Below are 19,038 nucleotides of genomic sequence, written 5' to 3'. Positions count from 1 at the left end.
GTGCGGACCCCGCTCCCCCGCGAGTGGCTGTCCGAGAAGCTCAGCCAGGGCCACGTCGGGGACTACAAGCCCTTCCAGTTCGTCGACGGCGAGGGCGTGCGGTGCAGCCTGTACGTCAGCGGCTGCCTGTTCGCCTGTGAGGGCTGCTTCAACGAGGCCACGTGGAGCTTCCGCTACGGCCGTCCCTACACCGACGAGCTCGAGGACCGGATCCTTGCGGACCTAGGCCACGAGTCCGTCCAGGGGCTGACCTTGCTGGGCGGCGAGCCGTTCCTCAACACCGGCGTGTGCCTGCGGCTGATCACGCGCATGCGCCGGGAGCTCCGCCACGCCAAGGACGTGTGGGCGTGGTCGGGCTACACCTTCGAGGAGCTGCTCGCCGACAGCGACGACAAGGTCGCGCTGCTGCACGAGGTGGACGTGCTGGTGGACGGGCCGTTCCGTCGCGAGCTGCGAGACCCGGGGCTGCAGTTCCGGGGCAGCAGCAACCAGCGGATCGTCGACGTGCGGGCGTCACTCGCCGCGGGCGAGGTGCGGCTGTGGGAGCGCCGGACCGACGCGTCGACCACCTTCGAGCAGGTCGAGCGGCGGCCGTTGATCTAGCGCGTCCGCACAACACCTCCGACGCGCGCCCATACGCGCTAGCGTCGCCGCGCCTGATCGTTCATGTACTTGATCAGCACGAACTCGATCGCCACCCGCCGACCGGTCACCTCGAAGTAGTGATAGGCCGGACGTCGAACGTCTCGTCCACGCTGTATCGGGTGTTGATCGGGATCAGCGAGACGCGCGGCTCGTCGTCCGGGGTGTGCAGCGACACCGCGACCACCCCTCTCCCAAGCGTCGAGGCACGGTCGTCGGAGCCAGACCTTGCAACTGACAAACTCCGACGGCCGCGCACCCCGACAGGACTCTGCATCCCGAAATGCCAACCGCTCGAGCCGGGCCGTCTCTACATTCTCTGCCGAGTCATTCTGATCCAAACCCAAAAGAACGGCCCAACTAGGCAACAGATCATACCATTCACAACAGACTGAACTACCCGGCCGCCGTCAAAACGACATCTCGTCGTCAAACTCATCATGTTCGACCGCTATAAGGTGGACGCGCCCACTAGCCCACTCGTCCGCCCAACGAGGCAAGCCGAATCGACGCATCTCGCCGCGGGCGGCCTCAACAAGCCCAGTGCGGTTCGCCACCCCGGGGCGCCTGCCGGCCGCAGCGACCACGAGATCAAAACCCGCAAGGTTTGCGAGTGCAACCGCCGCCTGTTCCGCCAGATCCGAGGCAGATTCAAATACCACCATAGCGAGCACCCCGATTCCGCGCCGTATCGAGACACTCCAACCCGATGGATCCACGATCCGCCGAAACTCGTCGAGTTCGCGAAAGTAGTCCATCCCGTCATCAAATCCGAACCGCTCTGCTTGTGACACGTTGGGTAGTTGAGCAAGAATCTCAGCCCGCCCAGGGTGTCCTTCGTTGTCGCGCTGTGCAAGTTCATGCACAGCGAACAGAACCTTGCTCCGAGTCCGCATTCCGCGGCCGAGACTCAAATAGGCGCCCAACTCGTCGCCCTCTAGACTGTTACTATCGAAACCCTCTTTCCAGAAATAGAGTCGGCTAACAGGGCCCGGTGCGAAGCCAGGCTCTTCCCGCAGTAGTTGCCAGAGGTCAGTGAGTTGGGGGACCCATTCTTGCGACTCACTCGTATTCGCATCTCGCCGAAGCACCACTTGAGCCCAACGCTCAAGAAAGTCCGCGGCCCATCGTCGACGTACTGACTCTTCGCCAAGCGGCGTCTCAATCTCGGGATCACCAGCCAAATGTGCAACAAGGCGGTTTCGCTGATCACGCGGGAGTCGCATCATCTCGAGCAGCACTCCATACGTGTCTGCGCTTTGGCTCGCTAATGCCTCGAGACACTCCTTGAATAGCGGCTCGATGAACGACGCAGGGAGTGTGAGTACCCCGGCAAGACGAACCCGAAGGGCCAGGTATGTGCCCACGTGGCGGCGGCCGAGCTTTCGCTCGTATGCTTCGATACCGCGAATGACGGCCCGGCCCTGACCTCTTCGAGCATATTCCGCCGATTGAACGACTAGTTCAGGCACGACCGAACTGCCGTTCTCTCGGTACGCGTTCAAGACGTGATGGACAAGCACATCAGTGTCGGCGGAACTGCGTGCCAAACCTTCTGCCGCAAAGTACTCCATAAACGTTCGGTGTGTGAACGTGTACAACTTCTCGCCATTCTCGTTCATTGTCACCCAAGTCAGGAGCCATGCGCGGCCCGAACAGTAGTCAATAAACGACGCGGCTCTGCGTCTGGCCTCGGATGGGAGGACCCCGGCGGTATCTACGAAAAAATGCTGCACCACGGCCTCGAGTTGGCGCTGCTCGACGCCAGCCTGAGCCGACGCTGATTTAAAGTACCACAAGGCAATTTCTTGCATTAGGTCTTGACCGTGTTGCACCTGGTCGACGGGTTGAGTGATCCGACGCATCGGGTCCCACCGATTAAACAGCAAGTCAGCACATTCGGCGTAAACTTGCCGCCTGTTTCGCGGCACGTGGCCGCGAGCTCGGTACAGGGCGCAAATGAGAGAAAGCATGAGCGGGTTTGAGCGCAGGTCAGGTATTGTGTCAAGTTCGCCGTAGAAGACCTCGACGTCTCCTTCATAGCTGAGATTCTGCCTGAACCAAATCCGCGCGTATTCCATGATCTGAGTGTCCGTGAAGTCCAGAAGGGCGAGAACTTTGAACGCGGCACTCAAAGCCGCCTGTTCGTACCCCACAACCCTGCTGGTTACAATCACGCTTGTCAGTGGGAATCTGTGGGAGAAAGCATCTATCGCCGCGGTGACTATGCGTCGCCGAGGCAAGTCCAGTGCCTCATCGAGTCCGTCAAAGAGAACCGTTGCTCTCCCAAGGGTGAGCATTGCCTCGATTTCATCCACGCCTACATCATGCATCTGAAGGTCGCGTCGAATGGCGGCAACGATTTCGTCAATCAGTACCGGCCTGTCCGACGAAAACTCTCTGATGCGCACCAAAAGCGGTACACGAACCCCGTCTTCCGTCGCCACTTGTCGAACAACATGCTGCATCAGGGTCGACTTGCCTGCGCCTGGCGCGCCGGTTATGACGAATCGACCACGGCGCGTCAGATCGAGCGCGACATCGGTTTGAATCGTCTCGCCTTCTGCCGTGCGGACTGCCCGCGAGATATATATGCTGTCGAACAGCAGGCGCGCCGTACCCTCTCGAGGCGCACTCTCGAGCGTGTGCTCTAGTCGCATGTCGGTGTGCACTTGCACATAGTGCGCGTTTATGTCGCTTCCGAATGAGTATGCTCGCTCTAGCCGAGTTGGATCTCGGAGGATGCTGGCAAGGTCCCTCAGGAATCTTGGTGCTTTAATGCTCTCCTGGTCGAGTTTGCCGTGCACGTCCATTCGAGCAAGGCGGTTCAGTTCGTCAGGATCGAGCAAGTCATGTATCTCGCTCGCCATGACGACGGAGTCTAGATATTCTGTGAGGTTCACCCACAGGTATTCGATAGCAGCCGCCGATGCACCCAACTCATCGACTCTACTCAAGTGCCGTTTGAAATCGTCGCGCACCTCTTCGATAAAGGCCAATTCCGCGGGTGCATCGCCGTGCACCGGCGCGAGAATACGCGCAAATACGTAAGCTTCCGTGAGGGCCGAGACATACGGGCCCTCCATGACTGCGACCAGTCTGTTGGCGTCGGCGAGTTGAATGATGACCGAGCCATCATCAGTCAAGGTCACCTCCGGGCCGCGATCGACAGATTGTTCGGCTGATGCTCTGCCGAGCATGCGACCTGCACCCATGACAGCAGACGTTGCCACGTTGCCTACAACGGTGGTCAAGATCGACAATGTCGCGGCGTCCACATCTGCCCCTTCGCTCAACTCCGGCCCTTCGTTGTCCGTCACCATAGAGCCTGGTCAACCGCTGGCAGGATCGGCATACCGGTACTGCAGGCCGTGTTCTGACGTCGTGCGCCTCCGCGACGTTCGGCCGACCGGACAATCCAGACGCTCTCTCCTGGCGACCGGCACTGTGCTCGCTGGGCCACGTTGCTACTTGGAGGGCCCATCGGATTGCTTCCGACGCCCGGCCCGACCGCGGTCATCGACACCCGCCCCTCGCGATGTTGACGAGGGCAAGAGGGGCCGCACCGCCAATCGCCGACTGGATTACCCGCTGGAGGTGTCGCCCGAGTACCGGGAGCGGGCGACCTCTTGACTCTGACGCGCTCGCGCCGATCGCCGCACCAGCGCTCCGCGTGGCGGATGCCAGCGGAAGAACTGCCCGGCGGCCTTCGCCGGCACGTTGCTCTGAGGTCGCCCGCGCCTACGCCGGATAGAGGCGCGTGCAGAGCCCTTCTCGGGGCGTAGGACGGCTGTTGGATCGCGGGATGGATGTTGGGTCGGACGGCTGGCACGACCGTGTGAACCAATCCCGGATGCCCTGGAAGGCGGTGAGAGATTTTCCACGGTCTACGGGTTCGCACCCCTGGTGAGCACCACGCCATCCTGGCCCCGACCGGACCAGGACGGCTGCCGCCACAAGGGAGTTGCAGATGGCCGCACAGACGAGCACGACCCGTGATCTGACCAGCTGGGATCCCGAGAACGCGGACACCTGGGACCGCCGGCTGGCGTGGCGGACGCTGTCGATCACCACGTACAACCTGACCCTCGCGTTCGCCGTCTGGTACCTGGTGTCCGCGATCGCCCCGCGGCTCACGATGATCGGCTTCGACCTCAGCCCGGGCCAGCTGTACTGGCTGGTCGCGGTGCCGGGCCTGGCCGGCGGGCTGATGCGGCTGGTGTTCATGTTCCTGCCGCCGGTGCTCGGCACCCGGACGCTGGTCGGGGGCAGCGCGACGCTCCTGTTGATCCCGATGATCGGCTGGGCCCTCGCCGTTCGTGACGCCACGACCCCCTACAGCGTCCTCATCCTGCTGGCCGCCGCCACCGGGATCGGCGGTGGCGCGTTCGCCGGCTTCATGCCGTCGACGAGCTACTTCTTCCCGCGGCGGATGTCCGGCACAGCGCTGGGGCTCCAGGCGGGCCTGGGCAACTTCGGGGTCAGCCTCATCCAGTTCCTGGTGCCGTGGGTGGTCGGCTTCGGCCTGCTCGGCACGGCGGCGCTCACCCCGCAGACCACCGTCGACGGCGGGCGGCTCTGGCTGCACAACGCCGGGCTGGTGCTCATCCCGTGGGTCGTGGCCGGCATCGTGATGGCGGCGCTGTTCCTGCGCCGCGTGCCCGTGACAGCGAACTTCCGGCAGCAGCTCGACATCTTCTCCAACCGCGACACGTGGCTCATGACGGCGATCTACACGATGACGTTCGGGGCGTTCTCGGGCTTCGCCGCGCAGCTCGGCCTGCTGATCCTCAACGAGTACGGACACTTCGCCAACGCCCCCGACCCGCTGAAGTTCGCCTTCCTCGGCCCGCTGCTCGGGTCGCTCACCCGGGCGGCGTGGGGGCCGCTGTGCGACAGGTTCGGCGGCGCGGTGTGGACGCTCGTGGCGGGCATCGGCATGACCGCAAGCACGGTGTTCACGCTGTTCTTCCTAGACCCGCACGACGTCGGCCAGTTCACCTGGTTCCTCGTGGGGATGCTGGCGATCTTCACGTTCGCGGGCATCGGGAACGCGGGGACGTTCAAGCAGATGCCCATGATCTTCGACCGCCGGCAGGCCGGTGGCGTCATCGGCTTCACGTCCGCCATCGCGGCGTTCGGGCCGTTCCTCGTGGGCATGGCCCTGTCCGTGTGGAGCCCGCGAGCGTTCTTCATCGGCGCTGCGGCGTACTTCGCGCTGTGCACCTGGCTGACCTGGTCCAACTACGCGCGGCCCGGCGCACGTCGCCCGAGCTGAGAACGAGGAGCCATGCCCACACCCACCGACGCGCCGCGCACGGCCGGCACGGACAACGCCGCTATCGACCGGCTGCTGCGCCTCGGCTCGCACCTGCGCCGCGGCGAGGTCTCCGAGGACCTCCGCGCCGTCTTCCTCCAGGGCGGCCGCCAGGGCGACGCGTTCTACCGCGACCGCTGGTCGCACGACAAGGTGGTGCGCTCCACGCACGGCGTGAACTGCACCGGGTCGTGCTCGTGGAAGGTGTACGTCAAGGACGGCATCATCACGTGGGAGACGCAGCAGACCGACTACCCGTCGGTCGGACCGGACTCCCCCGAGTACGAGCCTCGCGGCTGCCCGCGCGGCGCCGCGTTCTCCTGGTACACGTACTCCCCCACGCGCATCCGCTACCCGTATGTGCGCGGTGTGCTGCTGCAGGCCTACCGCGCGGCCAAGCAGCGCACCGGCGACCCGGTGCTGGCGTGGGCCGAGGTCACATCCGACCCCGAGACCTCGCGGGCCTACAAGTCGGCCCGCGGCAAGGGCGGCCTGGTCCGTGCCACGTGGGATGAGGCGGCCGAGATCGTCGCCGCTGCGCATGTGCACACCATCAAGGAGTACGGGCCCGACCGGATCGCGGGCTTCTCCCCCATCCCCGCGATGTCGATGGTCTCGCACGGCGCCGGGTCCCGGTTCGTGTCAATGCTCGGCGGCACGATGCTGTCGTTCTACGACTGGTACGCCGACCTGCCGGTCGCCTCGCCGCAGGTCTTCGGCGACCAGACCGATGTCCCGGAGTCCGCCGACTGGTGGAACGCGAGCTACCTGATGATGTGGGGCTCGAACGTCCCCGTGACCCGCACGCCCGACGCGCATTTCATGACGGAGGCCCGGTACCGCGGGCAGAAGGTCGTCACCGTCTCGCCGGACTACGCCGACAACAGCAAGTTCGCCGACGAGTGGCTGGCCCCGCACCCCGGCACCGACGGCGCGCTGGCGATCGCGATGGGGCACGTCATCCTGCGCGAGTTCTTGGTCGACCGCCGCACCGAGCAGTTCGCGTCGTACATGACGCAGTTCACCGACGCCCCGCACCTGGTGCGGCTCAAGGCGCGCGAGGACGGCTGGGTGCCGGACAAGTTCCTCACGGGCGACCTGCTCCCCACCCCCAGCGCGGACCGCGACGCGGCGTTCCAGACGGTCGTCCTGGACGCGTCGGGCGAGGCCGTGGTCCCGCCGGGGACGCTCGGGCACCGGTTCGACCCCGCGCAGGCGGGGCGGTGGAACCTCGACCTCGGGGACATCGACCCCGTGCTGTCGGTGGCCGACGCGGCCGACTGGGACGGCGCCGCCGTCGCCATCGACCTGCCGCGCTTCGACGTGGCGCCGCAGCCCGGCGACGAGCACCAGGGCGGCGCCGGGATCGTGCGGCGCGGCGTGCCCGTGCGGCGGATCGGCGACCATCTCGTCACCACGGTCTTCGATCTGATGCTCGCGCAGTACGGCGTGGGGCGCGAGGGGCTGCCGGGCGATTGGCCCACGGGCTACGACGACCCGGCCAGCCCCGGCACGCCCGCGTGGCAGGAGGAGATCACCTCGGTGCCCGCCGCGACGGCGGAGCGGATCGGACGGGAGTTCGCCGCGAACGCCGAGGCGTCGGGCGGGCGCTCGATGATCCTCATGGGCGCCGGGACCAACCACTGGTTCCACTCCGACACGATCTACCGCGCGTTCCTCGCCCTGGTGACGATGACCGGGTGCCAGGGCGTCAACGGCGGCGGCTGGGCGCACTACGTCGGGCAGGAGAAGTGCCGGCCCGTCACCGGGTGGGCGCAGTACGCCAACGGCCTGGACTGGTCACGCCCGCCGCGCCACATGATCAGCACGGCGTTCTGGTACCTCGCGACGGACCAGTGGCGCTACGACGGGCTGCCCGCCGACGCGCTGGCCAGCCCGCTCGCCGAGGGCGCGTTCGCCGGGCGCACCACCGCCGACTGCCTCGTGGAGTCGGCGCGACGCGGGTGGATGCCCTCCTACCCCACGTTCAACCGCAACCCGCTCGACCTCGTCGACGAGGCGCGCGCGCAGGGCAAGGAGCCCGCACAGCACGTCGTGGACGAGCTCGAGGCCGGGCGGCTGCGGTTCGCGTGCGAGGACCCCGACGACCCCGCGAACTTCCCCCGGGTGCTGACGGTGTGGCGGGCGAACCTGCTCGGCTCGTCCGGCAAGGGCAACGAGTACTTCCTGCGGCACCTGCTGGGCACCGACAACGCGGTGCGGGCCGAGGAGTCCTTGCCCGGACGCCGCCCCGTGAGCATGGAGTGGCATGACGAGGCGCCGCGCGGGAAGCTCGACCTGCTCGTCACGAGCGACTTCCGGATGACGTCCACCACGCTGTTCAGCGACGTCGTGCTGCCGACCGCCACCTGGTACGAGAAGCACGACCTGTCGACCACCGACATGCACCCGTTCGTGCACTCGTTCAACCCCGCGATCGCGCCGCCGTGGCAGACCCGCACCGACTTCGACACGTTCGCCACGCTCGCGCGCGAGGTGCAGCGGCTCGGAGCGGAGCATCTCGGCGTGCGCGAGGACCTCGTGGCGGCGCCGCTGCTGCACGACACCCCCGACGAGCTCAGCACTCCCTACGGCCTGGTGCCCGAGCAGGCCGAGCTGGTGCCGGGCGTCACGATGCCCAAGCTCGTCGTCGTGGAGCGCGACTACACGACCATCGCCGACCGGTGGGAGGCGCTCGGCCCGCTGACCGCCAAGGCGGGGATGGTGACGAAGGGCGTCACGTACTCGCCGGAGCCGGAGGTCGAGGCGCTCGGGCGGCTCAACGGGACGGTCACCACGGGCCCGACGGCGGGGCGGCCACGCCTGACGACCGCGCAGCACGTGTGCGAGACGATCCTGGCGCTGTCCGGCACCACGAACGGCCGCCTCGCGGTCCAGGGCTTCGAGCAGATGGAGAGGCGCACCGGCACCGAGCTGGCCTCCCTCGCCCGTGACCATGAGGGCGAGCGGATCCGGTTCGCCGACGTGCAGGCGCGCCCGGTGCCCGTGATCACCTCGCCCGAGTGGTCGGGCTCCGAGCACGGCGGCCGCCGGTACTCGCCGTTCACCATCAACGTCGAGCACCTCAAGCCCTGGCACACGCTCACCGGCCGCCAGCACTTCTACCTCGACCACGACTGGATGACCGAGCTCGGCGAGAACCTGCCCGTCTACCGCCCGCCGCTCGACCTGCACCGGTTGTTCGGCGACGCGCGGCCCGGGTCCACCGACCCCAGCGGGGCGCCCGGCTCCGAGGGGACGGCGGAGGTGGCCGTGCGGTACCTGACCCCGCACTCCAAGTGGTCGATCCACTCGGAGTACCAGGACAACCTCTTCATGCTGTCGCTGTCCCGGGGCGGCCCGACCATCTGGATGTCCCCGCAGGACGCCACGACCATCGGGGTGCGGGACAACGAGTGGATCGAGGCGTACAACCGCAACGGCGTCGTCGTGGCCCGCGCGATCGTCTCCCACCGGATGCCGGCCGGGACGGTGTACATGTACCACGCCAAGGACCGCACCGTGGATGTGCCGCGGTCGGAGACGTCAGGGCTGCGCGGCGGCATCCACAACTCCCTCACGCGGGTGCTGCTCAAGCCGAGCCATCTGATCGGCGGCTACGCGCAGCTGTCCTTCGCGTTCAACTACCTGGGGCCCACGGGCAACCAGCGTGACGAGGTCACCGTCATCCGCCGTCGCTCGCAGGAGGTGCAGTACTGATGCGCGTCATGGCCCAGATGTCGATGGTGATGAACCTCGATAAGTGCATCGGGTGCCACACCTGCTCGGTGACCTGCAAACAGGCGTGGACGAACCGCACGGGCGTGGAGTACGCGTGGTTCAACAATGTCGAGACCCGCCCGGGCGTCGGCTACCCGCGCCGGTATGAGGACCAAGACCGGTGGCGCGGCGGATGGGTGCGCACGCGCGGCGGCCGGCTCAAGCTCCGCGCCGGCGGGCGGTTCAGCAAGCTCGCGCACATCTTCTCCAACCCGACCCTGCCCGGGATCGACGACTACTACGAGCCGTGGACGTACGACTACGACACGCTGCTGTCGGCGCCGCTGGGCGAGCACACCCCGGTCGCCCGCCCGAAGTCGCTGCTGACCGGTGAGGACATGCAGATCCGCTGGTCGGCGAACTGGGATGACGACCTCGGCGGCTCGGGCGAGACGATGGCCGGCGACCCGGTGCTCGCGACCATGAGCACGCAGGTCAAGGCCGAGTTCGAGTCGGCGTTCATGTTCTACCTGCCGCGCATCTGCGAGCACTGCCTCAACCCGTCCTGCGTGGCGTCATGCCCCTCGGGCGCGATGTACAAGCGCTCCGAGGACGGCATCGTGCTGGTGGACCAGGACGCGTGCCGCGGCTGGCGGATGTGCGTGACCGGGTGCCCGTACAAGAAGGTCTACTTCAACCACGCCACGGGCAAGGCCGAGAAGTGCACCATGTGCTACCCGCGGCTCGAGGTCGGGCTGCCCACGGTGTGCTCGGAGACCTGCGTCGGCCGCCTGCGCTACCTCGGCCTCGTGCTGTACGACGCCGACCGCGTGCTGGAGGCCGCGAGCGTCGAGGACCCTGCCCAGCTGCTGGACGCCCAGCGCTCGGTGTTCCTCGACCCGCACGACCCCGAGGTGGTCCGTGCGGCCCGCGAGGCCGGGATCCCCGAGGACTGGATCACGGCTGCCCAGGCGTCGCCGATCTGGTCGCTGATCTCGGAGTACCAGGTCGCCCTGCCGCTGCACCCCGAGTACCGGACCCTGCCGATGGTCTGGTACATCCCCCCGCTGTCCCCCGTGGTCGACGTGGTGGCCGGATCGGGCGCCGACGGCGAGGACGCGCCCACGCTGTTCGCCGCGATCGACCGGCTGCGCATCCCGGTCGAGTACCTGGCGGGGCTGTTCACCGCCGGTGACACCGAGCCCGTGGTCGCGTCGCTGCAACGGCTCGCCGCGATGCGGGCCCACATGCGCAACGTGAACCTGGGGGTCGTGCAGGACCCGCGCATCGCGGCGGCCGTCGGCATGGACGCCACGACCATCGAGGCGATGTACCGGCTGCTGGCCATCGCGAAATACGAGGACCGCTACGTCATCCCGGCCGCGCACGCCGAGGGGGCGCGCGCGCTCGAGGAGATCGCCAGCGGGTGCTCGCTCGACGGCGAGGGCGGGCCTGGCATGGGCGGCGGCCCGGCCGGACCCTTCGGCGCCGCGAGCGGGCGGCCCGTCCGCGCGACCGTCGAGACGTTCCACGCGCTGCGCGACCGGCAGCGCGCTGAGAGCCCCGCCGACCAGGGGGCGCCGGCCCGCGTCAACCTGCTCAACTGGGACGGCGGCGGCGCCCCGCCCGGGCTGTTCCCGCCCGCGCCCGACCAAGCCGGATACGGCCAGGGACCCGAGGCGCGGTCATGACGCGCACCGCCCTGCCGTTCCTGGCGCCGGTCGCGTGCTCCGGCACTCAGCGCGCGGCAGCGCACATGATGGCCGCCCTGCTGCTCGACTACCCGACGGCCGGCTTGCGCGACGGGTTCGCGACGCTCCGCTCGACGGCCGCCGACCTGCCCCGCCGGGTGGAGCGGGCATTCACCTCGTTCCTCGACCAGGTGGGGACGTGGGACCTCGCCCATCATGAGGCCGAGTACGTCCGCACGTTCGACCTCAAACGCCGCTGCGCGCTGTACCTGACGTTCTACGCCGCGGGTGACCCCCGCCGGCGCGGCATGGCGCTCGTGACCTTCTCCGAGGCGTACCGGGCATGCGGCTGGCAGCCGCCCCCCGACGAGCTCCCCGACTACCTGCCCGCCGTGCTCGAGCTGTGCGCGCGCGAGCCCGGCGAGGTCAGCGACCTGCTGCTGGGCGCCCACCGCGACGGGCTCGAGGTGCTGCGATCGGCCCTGCACGGCCTGGCCAGCCCGTACGCCGACGTGCTCGACGCGGTCTGCCTGACGCTTCCGCAGGTGGACGCCGCGACCGCCGAGCGGTTCACCGCTCTGGTCGCCGCCGGGCCGCCGCAGGAGATGGTCGGGCTGTCCACCCCCCTGCTCCCCTTCCCCACGACCCGACCTGTGGAGGCGCTCTCGTGAACACCTGGGACACCCTGTGGTGGGTCGTCGTGCCCTACGTCGCGTCCGCCGTCTTCGTCGTCGGGCACGTGTGGCGCTACCGCTACGACCAGTTCGGCTGGACCACGCGCTCGTCGCAGGTCTACGAGAACCGCCTGCTGCGCTGGGGCTCGCCGATGTTCCACGTCGGGATCCTCATGGTCATCGCCGGGCACGTGGTGGGGCTGCTGATCCCGCGCGGCTGGCTCGAGGCGATCGGCGTGACCGAGCACCTCTACCACCTGGGCGCGACGTGGATGGGCGCCGCGGCCGCCGTGCTGACCCTGGCCGGGCTGGCCATCCTCGTCTACCGCAGGCGCACCGTCACCCGGGTGTTCACCGCCACCACCCGCATGGACAAGGTCATGTACGTCAGCCTCGGGGCGACGCTCGCGTTCGGGACCGCCGCGACGGTGCTGTTCCAGGTCCTCGGCGACGCGTACGACTACCGGGGGTCGATCGCGCCGTGGGTGCGCGGGCTCTTCTCGCTGCGGCCCGACGCGGCGCTCATGGCCGACGTGCCGCTGATGTTCCAGCTGCACGTGCTCAGCGCGATGCTCCTGTTCATGCTGTGGCCGTTCACCCGGCTGGTGCACGTGTTCTCCGCGCCACTGGGCTACGTGGTCCGGCCCTACATCGTCTACCGGTCCCGTGACGAGCAGATCGGCTCGCGCGCCGTGCGCCCGGGGTGGGAGCGCTCGGAGCGTCCCGGCTCGCGCCAGCGATGACCGCTCAGTCCGTGACGAGGAACCGGCCGCTGGCGCCCGACTCCGCGTCGCTCATCGCATGCGTCACGAACGGGTAGGTCCCGGCCTCCGGGAAGTCCAGCTCGACGAAGCCGCCCTCCGCGGGCTGCAGCGCGAGCACCTGGGAGCCCCCGGTTCCGGTTGAGCCGCCGTCCCGCAGCACCCAGTCGCCCTCCCGGTACACCGAGCTGAACTGGCCCCCCACGACGTGGAACGCGCTCGCCCGGTTCGGCCCGGCGTCGAGCACCCAGATCCGCACGCTGTCGCCCGTCAGCACCTCGAGGGGGCGGTGGCGGTACTGGTGCGCGTACCCGTTGAACACCACCAGGTCGGAGTCCCCATCGGCGACCTTGGCCGCGTCCGCCTCGCCGCCCTGCGGGCCGAGGTACAGCTCGGACTGGACCAACAGGTACTCGTGGTCCACCGCCGGAAGGCCGGGCGGGTCGATGATGACGGCGCCGAACATGCCGCTCGCGATGTGCAGGCTCATGGGCGCGGTGGAGCAGTGGTACATCCAGATGCCGCTGCGGTTCGCGGTGAACGTGTAGGTGAGCGTCTCGCCCGGGGCGATCGTGCGCATCACCTCGTCCGGCGACAGGGCGCCCGCGTGGAAGTCGAGCGAGTGCCCGATGCCGCCCTCGTTGACGAGGGTCACCACGAACGTGTCCCCGACGCGGCCGCGCAGCACCGGCCCAGGCACGGCGCCATTGAAGGTCCAGGCGAGCTGCGTCACCCCGGGGGCGACCTCGCGCTCGGCCTCCTGGGCACGCAGCGTCACGTGATGGGTGGTGGCGCCGTCGACCGTGTGCGCCGTTCCGCCGGACTGCTCGACGCCGGAGAGGGCCGCAGGGGCCAGGACGGCGTCCCAGGCCCGGAAGTCCGCGTCCGGCTCGGCGCCGGGGTCGAGGTCGTCGGCGGCGTCCGTCGCGTCGGAGGCCTGGCCGTGCTGGTGCTCGACAGCGGGTGGCGCGGCCTCGGCGGCGGAGCCGGTGACCACGATCTCCAGGGTCATCCCCATGAGCCTGTGCCCCGCCACGGAGCACCATCCGTCGGTGTCGGAGGCGACGACGCCCGCGTCCACGGTGGTGGTCTCCCCCGGCTCGAGCCGCCCCGAGGTGGCGCCGGACGCCAGCACCAGGTCGTGCACCGCGGAGTCGCCGTTGGTCAGCTCGATGACGAGCCGGTCGCCGGCGGGCACCTCGACCTCCCGCGGGCTGAAGCGCATGTCCAGCGCCGTGACCTGCACTGTCGTCGTGCCGCCCGTGGCGACGACCGACGATCCCGCCGATGAGGAGGCGGCGTCCGTCAGGCCGGCCGCGACCGGGTCCATCGCGACGCCGACGACCACGGCGAGGAGCAGGCCGCCCACCGCGGCTGCGGCGCCTCCCCGGTGGCGGGTGGGCTGCAGCGGGTCGGGCCGCGGCCCACCCGCTGTCCCTTATACCTTATACACCTCTGACGCCGCCTCACGCTGCGCCCCTTCTGCAGCCGCCGGCGCGGGGGTTGTCGCTGCGGGGGCAGGGCGGCGGGACTGAAGCACGGCGACGACTGCCAGCACGAGGAAGGCGACGAGGGCGCCGAGACCGACGAGGGAGGTGACCACCCGCACCGCGCTGGGCACCGGCGCGACGTAGAGCAGCAGCGCGCCGTTGAGCAGCACGACCCGGGCGGCGCCGCCCCGGTCGAGCGCCGCCGAGGTGCGCCGCTGGACGGCGGGGCCGCCGCCGAGCACAACGGGCAGCAGGTGGGACATGGACCCGACCAGCACCTGGGCGACGAACCCGACGACGAACGCGGGCACCAGCTCGACGAGCGCGGCGGCTGCCGCCTCCCAGTCCGGGGCGAGGGCGACCCGCAGCCCCAGCGTCGCTGTCGTGCCGGTCCACCAGAGCAGCGCGGCGGCCACGCTCCAGGCCGAGAAGGTCCGGGGCGCCGAGGACCGCGCCTGGGCGACCACGAAGCGGCCGAGCATGGCGATCCCCGCCACGACGACTGCCGCCCCCACCGCCACGAGCACCCTGCTGCCGGAGGCGGGCCCGGCCGTCAGGACGACCACACCGCCCACGAGGACGGGGAACGCGCGCCGGGCGGCGGCCGCGGCAGCGGGGGGGATGCGCGCGTGCAGCACCGTCGGCCACAGGACGACGAGCGTGCCCGCGACCGTGGGCCCGACCCAGCCGAAGAGCGTGAGGGCGGGGTGCGCGACGGACAGCCGCGCATGCGGCTCCGGGTCGACGGGGAAGCGCGCCATCACGACACCGCAGGACACGCCCGGGACCAGGAACACCGCGGCCGCCAGGTAGTAGCGCACGAGGTGCGCGAAGCGCGCGGGCAGGGCGTGGCCGCGCTGCCGCACGATGCCGACCACCTGGTGCACGGCCGCGCCCGCCACGGCGGCGCCGCCGACGACGACCAGCGGGGTGCTGACGACCTGGACCCCGACCACCACGGCCACGGCCCCGGCGTTGTGCAGGGCCAGGCGTGCCAGCAGCGCACGCCGGCTCGCCGGGTGGCGCAGCAGCGTATCGGCGAAGTGCTGGCTCCAGATGAGGATCGCGGTGCTGGCGCCGCCCAGCAGCAGCAGGTGGACCATGAGCCAGCCGGAACCCGCGATCTCGCGGTGCACCACAGTCGCGAGCGCCGCCGCGGCCAGCCAGGCCAGGACGACGACATTGGCGCGCAGGTGCCATGCCGCGCGGTTCACGGCCGCAGTCCGATCGTGCCCGCCACCACTGTCGGCCCGGCGGGTCGCGTGAGCGCCGGATCAGGATCGCGCGGCCGGGCGGGCCTGTCGGGACCGCAGCGGCCCGCACGGACGACCGACCCAGCCGCGACCACCAGGAATCCCAGCCGCGCGACGATGTTGCCGACCCCGCCGATCTGCACCGCGACGGGCACGTCGTGGGCGTCGCCGATCAGCACCCGCACGGCCAGGCTCACATGCAGCAGCGCGAGCGGCGCGAGCATCACTGGGTGGTACGGCAGCGGGCGGCGCACGACGGCGGGGAGGATCACCGGGGCGCGGGCCATGATCATCGACATCACGAAGCCGAGGAACACGCTGTGCAGCACGGCGTCGTACCCCGTCCCGGAGAGCACCGGCCCGGCGGCGAGCCACACCCCTCCCGCGACGGCGAGCCACAGGTACCCGCTGAGCATCGCCACCGCCATGAACCGCGGCAGCCCTGTCGAGTGGACGGTGCGGCGGGCGACGTCGTGACGCATGAGGACGCCGACGAGGAGCAGCAGCACCGCGCCGAGCACCGGATAGCCGACAGCTGGCCACAGCAGCGCGAGGACCGCTGCGGCGCACCACCCGAGTGCCAGCACCAGCACGGCGTCCTCGACCCCGCGCGGCGGGGCCGCCACCCGGAGGAGCTCGAGGCGCTCCCCGGCGATCGTCAGGACCAGGAAGCCCGCCAGGCACGGCGCGAGGTGCGGGATGGAGACCCCGCTCGCCCACAGCGCGGCGGCCGCCACCGCGAGCGCGGCCCCGGTGGCCTGCACGGCGACTGCCGTGGCGGGCTGCCGTCGCCACACCCGGGTGTAGAGCCAGCCGAGGGCGAGGGCCCCGAGGAGCAGGCCCCACTGCCCCACGACGCGTGGCAGGGGTGAGATCAGCGCGAGGCCGCCGGCGCCGAGCAGGAGCGGCGCCGCGAAGCCGGGCCGCCGGCCCACCGCGACGGCGCGCTCCAGCGCGACCACAGTGCCGACGAACCCGAGCACCATGACCGGCCCGTGCACCTCGGGCAGCCGCTGCAGGTCCACGGGCGCGGGCAGGCCGAGGAGCAGCAGGGCGCCGTCGAGGCCCGCGAGCATCGCGACCCCCGCAGGCAGCAGGAAGGCGGAGCGCGGGGCGACGCGTCGATTTTCCACGGGATCATCGTGGTATTTCGGGGCAGGCTGTCCACGGGACGTACGTCCCTGGGCACGGCGCCGATGTCGACGCAGGCTGCGGTGCAGCAGGAGTGAGGGGATGCGCATGGACGAGACGACGAGCACGGACCCCCTGGAGCGGCGCCCGCGCGCAGTCCTCGCCTCCGGCCGACGGGTCGAGCTCCTCGACGCGCTCCAGCGCAACGGCCCGTCCACCGTCGGCGAGCTGGCCACGGCCACCGGCCTGCACGAGAACACCACCCGTGAGCACCTGCAGCGGCTCATCGCCGAGGGGTACGTCCACCGTGAGCGCGGCACTCCGGACGGGCGCGGCCGCCCTCGGATGCGCTACCGCTCCACCACCGCGCGCGACGTGCACGAGGATCCCCTCGCCACGCGACGGCTCGAGGACTCGATCGCACAGGCCGCGCTGGTCCGCGCGCTGCTGGACGGCTACGGCGCCGCGACCGACGACGTCGCGGACTCCGCACAGCAGCACGGCGCCAGCGTCGGCCGGAGGTTGGTCGACAGCAGCCCGCCGCCCGGGCACTCCGCGGCCTGCGACCCCCGCGACCCCCGCGACCGGCAAATCCTCGCGCTCGACGCACACCTGGACCGGATGGGCTTCGACCCCGTGCTCGACCCCGAGACGCTCACGTTCGACCTGTGGCGATGCCCTTTCCTCAGCCTCGCGCGGTCCCGGCCCGAGGTCGTGTGCAGCGTGCACCTCGGGCTCGCACAGGGCGTGCTGGAGCAGGTCGGCGGTCCCGTGCGCGCGCAGGCCCTCGAGCCGTTCGTGGGGCCGCAGCATTGCGCGTTGCGCCTGACGGCCGACGCGCCAGGCCCGTCCCTGGCAGCGGTCAACGCCAGATAGAGCGCAGCGGGAACACCGTGAGCGAGCGCAGAGTCGCCGTCCCCCCGTTCGCGTAGACCGACAGCCGGTCCGCGCCGGCCGACGGGAACGTGAGAAGCGTGCCGGTCAGCGCGCCGTCGTCGACGAACACCTCCACCGAGGACTCGTCCACGAACCCGTGGAGCCGGACCACACCGTCGGGCGGGGAGTACGCCGCCGTCCGGCGCAGCGCGAAGTCGAAGTCCGAGCCGTCCCGGGCCCGGATCGTCGCGAGCCCGCCCTCGGTGCGGTCCAAGAAGAACGTCCCCGAGCGCAGGTCCACCCCCATGGCCGTCGCCTCGGCGAGCGCCCCGCGGCCTGCCGGCCGCTCGCGGACGCGCAGCCCGACCTCGTCCGCGTCCCCAACGTCGATCTCAGCGATGAACTCGAAGGTCGTGCTCGTGACGTCCACGGGGACGTCGCCCTCCACGGCCAACCCCTCGATCGTCACGGCGCGTTCGCGCAGTTCGGTGAGCTCGGCCACGGGCGCTTGGGCCAGCGTGGCGCGGCCCGCGATCGTCCGCAGGGACAGCTCGCGCGGGATGCTCATGGCGTTCAGCCAGGGCGCCGTCGGCGCTGAGTACGGGTAGCGCCAGTTCCCCATCCACCCCATCCAGATCCGTCGCCCGCCCGGCGCGTGCTCAAACGTCTGCGCCGCATAGAAGTCCTGTCCCACGTCTGTGACCTGCACCGTCGAAGGAGGGGTGGCGGGGTCGCGGGTGAATGCCGTGCCGTCGAACGCCCCCACGAAGTACTGGGCGGTCGACCCGTTCGTCTCGGCGTTGTCGCCCACACTGACGGTCAACACCCAGCGGGTGCGCGCCGGATCGCCGTCGAGCGGCAGTGGGAACAAGTCGGGGCACTCCCACACCGCGGCGTGCAGCCCCTGCCCGTCGCCGAACGCGCTCAGGAAGCGCCACTCGCGCAGGTTCGGCGACGCAAAGAGCTCGACGGCCCCGCCCACCGAGACCACCATGACCCATGAGCGGGTTGGCTCATGCCAGAACACCTTGGGGTCGCGGAAGTCCGCGCGGCCGTTGTTCGGGATGACGGGGTTGCCCGCGTACCGCTGCCACGTGCGCCCGTCATCCGAGCTGTAGGCCAGGCTCTGCGCCTCGCCGCCCTCGGTCGAGGTGTAGACCGCGACGAGCCCGCCGCCCTCGACGCCGTCGAACAGCCCGCTCGTGTTCGCGCCGTCCACGACCACGCTCCCGGAGAGGGCCTGGCCGAGCCGGTCGTGGTCGAGTGCTGTCGGCAAAGGCTCCCAGTGGACCAGGTCCGTGCTGACCGCATGCGCCCATGTGCCGTCCTGCTGGTGGAACAGGTGCCACTCCCCCGCGAACCACACCAGCCCGTTCGGGTCCGCCATGCGCCCCTTCAGCGGGCTGTAGTGGAACTGGGGCCGCCACGGCTCGGAGTACGCCCCGACGTCGGGCGCGGCGGCGGTCACCGGGGATGGGGTAGG

The 19,038-nt window shown here is 70.0% G+C and carries 12 protein-coding genes and 1 pseudogene; 7 read left to right on the top strand and 6 right to left on the bottom strand.

The genetic code is table 11. The features are described 5' to 3' along the window. The gene (gene nrdG, locus BN3788_RS15730) at window positions 1-603 is read left to right on the top strand and encodes an anaerobic ribonucleoside-triphosphate reductase activating protein (protein ID WP_066588149.1); all 603 of its coding nucleotides are present in this window, start codon (window positions 1-3) and stop codon (window positions 601-603) included. Between the two features lie 44 nt (window positions 604-647). On the opposite strand, the pseudogene BN3788_RS19910 reads toward nrdG, so the two are convergent. After that, a pseudogene (locus BN3788_RS19910) lies at window positions 648-826 on the bottom strand (23S rRNA (adenine(2503)-C(2))-methyltransferase RlmN); the annotation flags it as partial. A gap of 226 nt (window positions 827-1,052) precedes the next feature. Then, complete coding sequence (locus tag BN3788_RS18795) at window positions 1,053-3,965, bottom strand: NACHT domain-containing protein (protein ID WP_082812992.1); 2,913 nt, start codon at window positions 3,963-3,965, stop codon at window positions 1,053-1,055. Between the two features lie 647 nt (window positions 3,966-4,612). On the opposite strand from BN3788_RS18795, the gene BN3788_RS15715 reads away from it, so the two are divergent. The 5 genes from BN3788_RS15715 to narI are packed head-to-tail and all read left to right on the top strand — an operon-like array spanning window position 4,613 to window position 12,787. Next, complete coding sequence (locus tag BN3788_RS15715) at window positions 4,613-5,920, top strand: MFS transporter (RefSeq protein ID WP_066588143.1); 1,308 nt, start codon at window positions 4,613-4,615, stop codon at window positions 5,918-5,920. Between the two features lie 12 nt (window positions 5,921-5,932). After that, window positions 5,933-9,679: a nitrate reductase subunit alpha gene (locus tag BN3788_RS15710; RefSeq protein WP_066588137.1), complete on the top strand. Its 3,747-nt coding sequence runs from the start codon at window positions 5,933-5,935 to the stop codon at window positions 9,677-9,679. Next, window positions 9,679-11,370: a nitrate reductase subunit beta gene (narH, locus tag BN3788_RS15705; RefSeq protein WP_066588134.1), complete on the top strand. Its 1,692-nt coding sequence runs from the start codon at window positions 9,679-9,681 to the stop codon at window positions 11,368-11,370. The genes BN3788_RS15710 and narH overlap by 1 nt, the downstream gene beginning before the upstream one ends. Continuing rightward, window positions 11,367-12,041 carry a nitrate reductase molybdenum cofactor assembly chaperone gene (narJ, locus tag BN3788_RS15700; protein WP_066588131.1) on the top strand — a complete coding sequence of 225 codons (675 nt, stop codon included), beginning with the start codon at window positions 11,367-11,369 and terminating at the stop codon, window positions 12,039-12,041. Before narH ends, narJ begins: the two co-directional genes overlap by 4 nt. Further along, window positions 12,038-12,787 carry a respiratory nitrate reductase subunit gamma gene (gene narI / locus BN3788_RS15695; RefSeq protein WP_066588129.1) on the top strand — a complete coding sequence of 250 codons (750 nt, stop codon included), beginning with the start codon at window positions 12,038-12,040 and terminating at the stop codon, window positions 12,785-12,787. Before narJ ends, narI begins: the two co-directional genes overlap by 4 nt. A gap of 4 nt (window positions 12,788-12,791) precedes the next feature. On the opposite strand, the gene BN3788_RS19905 is transcribed toward narI, so the two are convergent. The 3 genes from BN3788_RS19905 to BN3788_RS15685 form a co-directional block, all read right to left on the bottom strand. Beyond that, window positions 12,792-14,174 carry a multicopper oxidase domain-containing protein gene (locus tag BN3788_RS19905; protein WP_234346686.1) on the bottom strand — a complete coding sequence of 461 codons (1,383 nt, stop codon included), beginning with the start codon at window positions 14,172-14,174 and terminating at the stop codon, window positions 12,792-12,794. Between the two features lie 69 nt (window positions 14,175-14,243). Further along, complete coding sequence (locus BN3788_RS19900) at window positions 14,244-15,509, bottom strand: hypothetical protein (RefSeq protein WP_234346685.1); 1,266 nt, start codon at window positions 15,507-15,509, stop codon at window positions 14,244-14,246. Then, window positions 15,506-16,681 carry a hypothetical protein gene (locus tag BN3788_RS15685; protein ID WP_199824798.1) on the bottom strand — a complete coding sequence of 392 codons (1,176 nt, stop codon included), beginning with the start codon at window positions 16,679-16,681 and terminating at the stop codon, window positions 15,506-15,508. Before BN3788_RS15685 ends, BN3788_RS19900 begins: the two co-directional genes overlap by 4 nt. 106 nt (window positions 16,682-16,787) lie before the next feature. On the opposite strand from BN3788_RS15685, the gene BN3788_RS15680 reads away from it, so the two are divergent. Beyond that, a complete protein-coding gene (locus tag BN3788_RS15680; RefSeq protein WP_066589549.1) occupies window positions 16,788-17,555 on the top strand; it encodes a helix-turn-helix transcriptional regulator in 768 nt (255 codons plus the stop codon). Here BN3788_RS15680 and BN3788_RS15675 read toward each other — a convergent pair. Further along, on the bottom strand, window positions 17,542-19,023 hold the full coding sequence (locus BN3788_RS15675; RefSeq protein WP_234346684.1) for a glycoside hydrolase family 32 protein: 1,482 nt from the start codon (window positions 19,021-19,023) through the stop codon (window positions 17,542-17,544). The two genes, BN3788_RS15680 and BN3788_RS15675, sit on opposite strands and share 14 nt — an antisense overlap. Between the last annotated feature and the right edge of the window lie 15 nt (window positions 19,024-19,038).

This window comes from Cellulomonas timonensis (assembly GCF_900046455.1).
GTDB classification, from domain to species: domain Bacteria; phylum Actinomycetota; class Actinomycetes; order Actinomycetales; family Cellulomonadaceae; genus Cellulomonas_A; species Cellulomonas_A timonensis.
Note: the sequence above shows the minus strand (reverse complement) of the source record. Positions and strands in the feature narration are given on the sequence as shown.

Excerpts from the sequence above, each read along its gene's own strand:
- narH (WP_066588134.1), top strand. The coding sequence starts at position 9,679 with ATGCGCGTCATGGCCCAGATGTCGATGGTGATGAACCTCGATAAGTGC.
- BN3788_RS15710 (WP_066588137.1), top strand. The coding sequence starts at position 5,933 with ATGCCCACACCCACCGACGCGCCGCGCACGGCCGGCACGGACAACGCC.
- BN3788_RS15680 (WP_066589549.1), top strand. The coding sequence starts at position 16,788 with ATGGACGAGACGACGAGCACGGACCCCCTGGAGCGGCGCCCGCGCGCA.
- narJ (WP_066588131.1), top strand. The coding sequence starts at position 11,367 with ATGACGCGCACCGCCCTGCCGTTCCTGGCGCCGGTCGCGTGCTCCGGC.
- BN3788_RS18795 (WP_082812992.1), bottom strand. The coding sequence starts at position 3,965 with ATGGTGACGGACAACGAAGGGCCGGAGTTGAGCGAAGGGGCAGATGTG.
- BN3788_RS15715 (WP_066588143.1), top strand. The coding sequence starts at position 4,613 with ATGGCCGCACAGACGAGCACGACCCGTGATCTGACCAGCTGGGATCCC.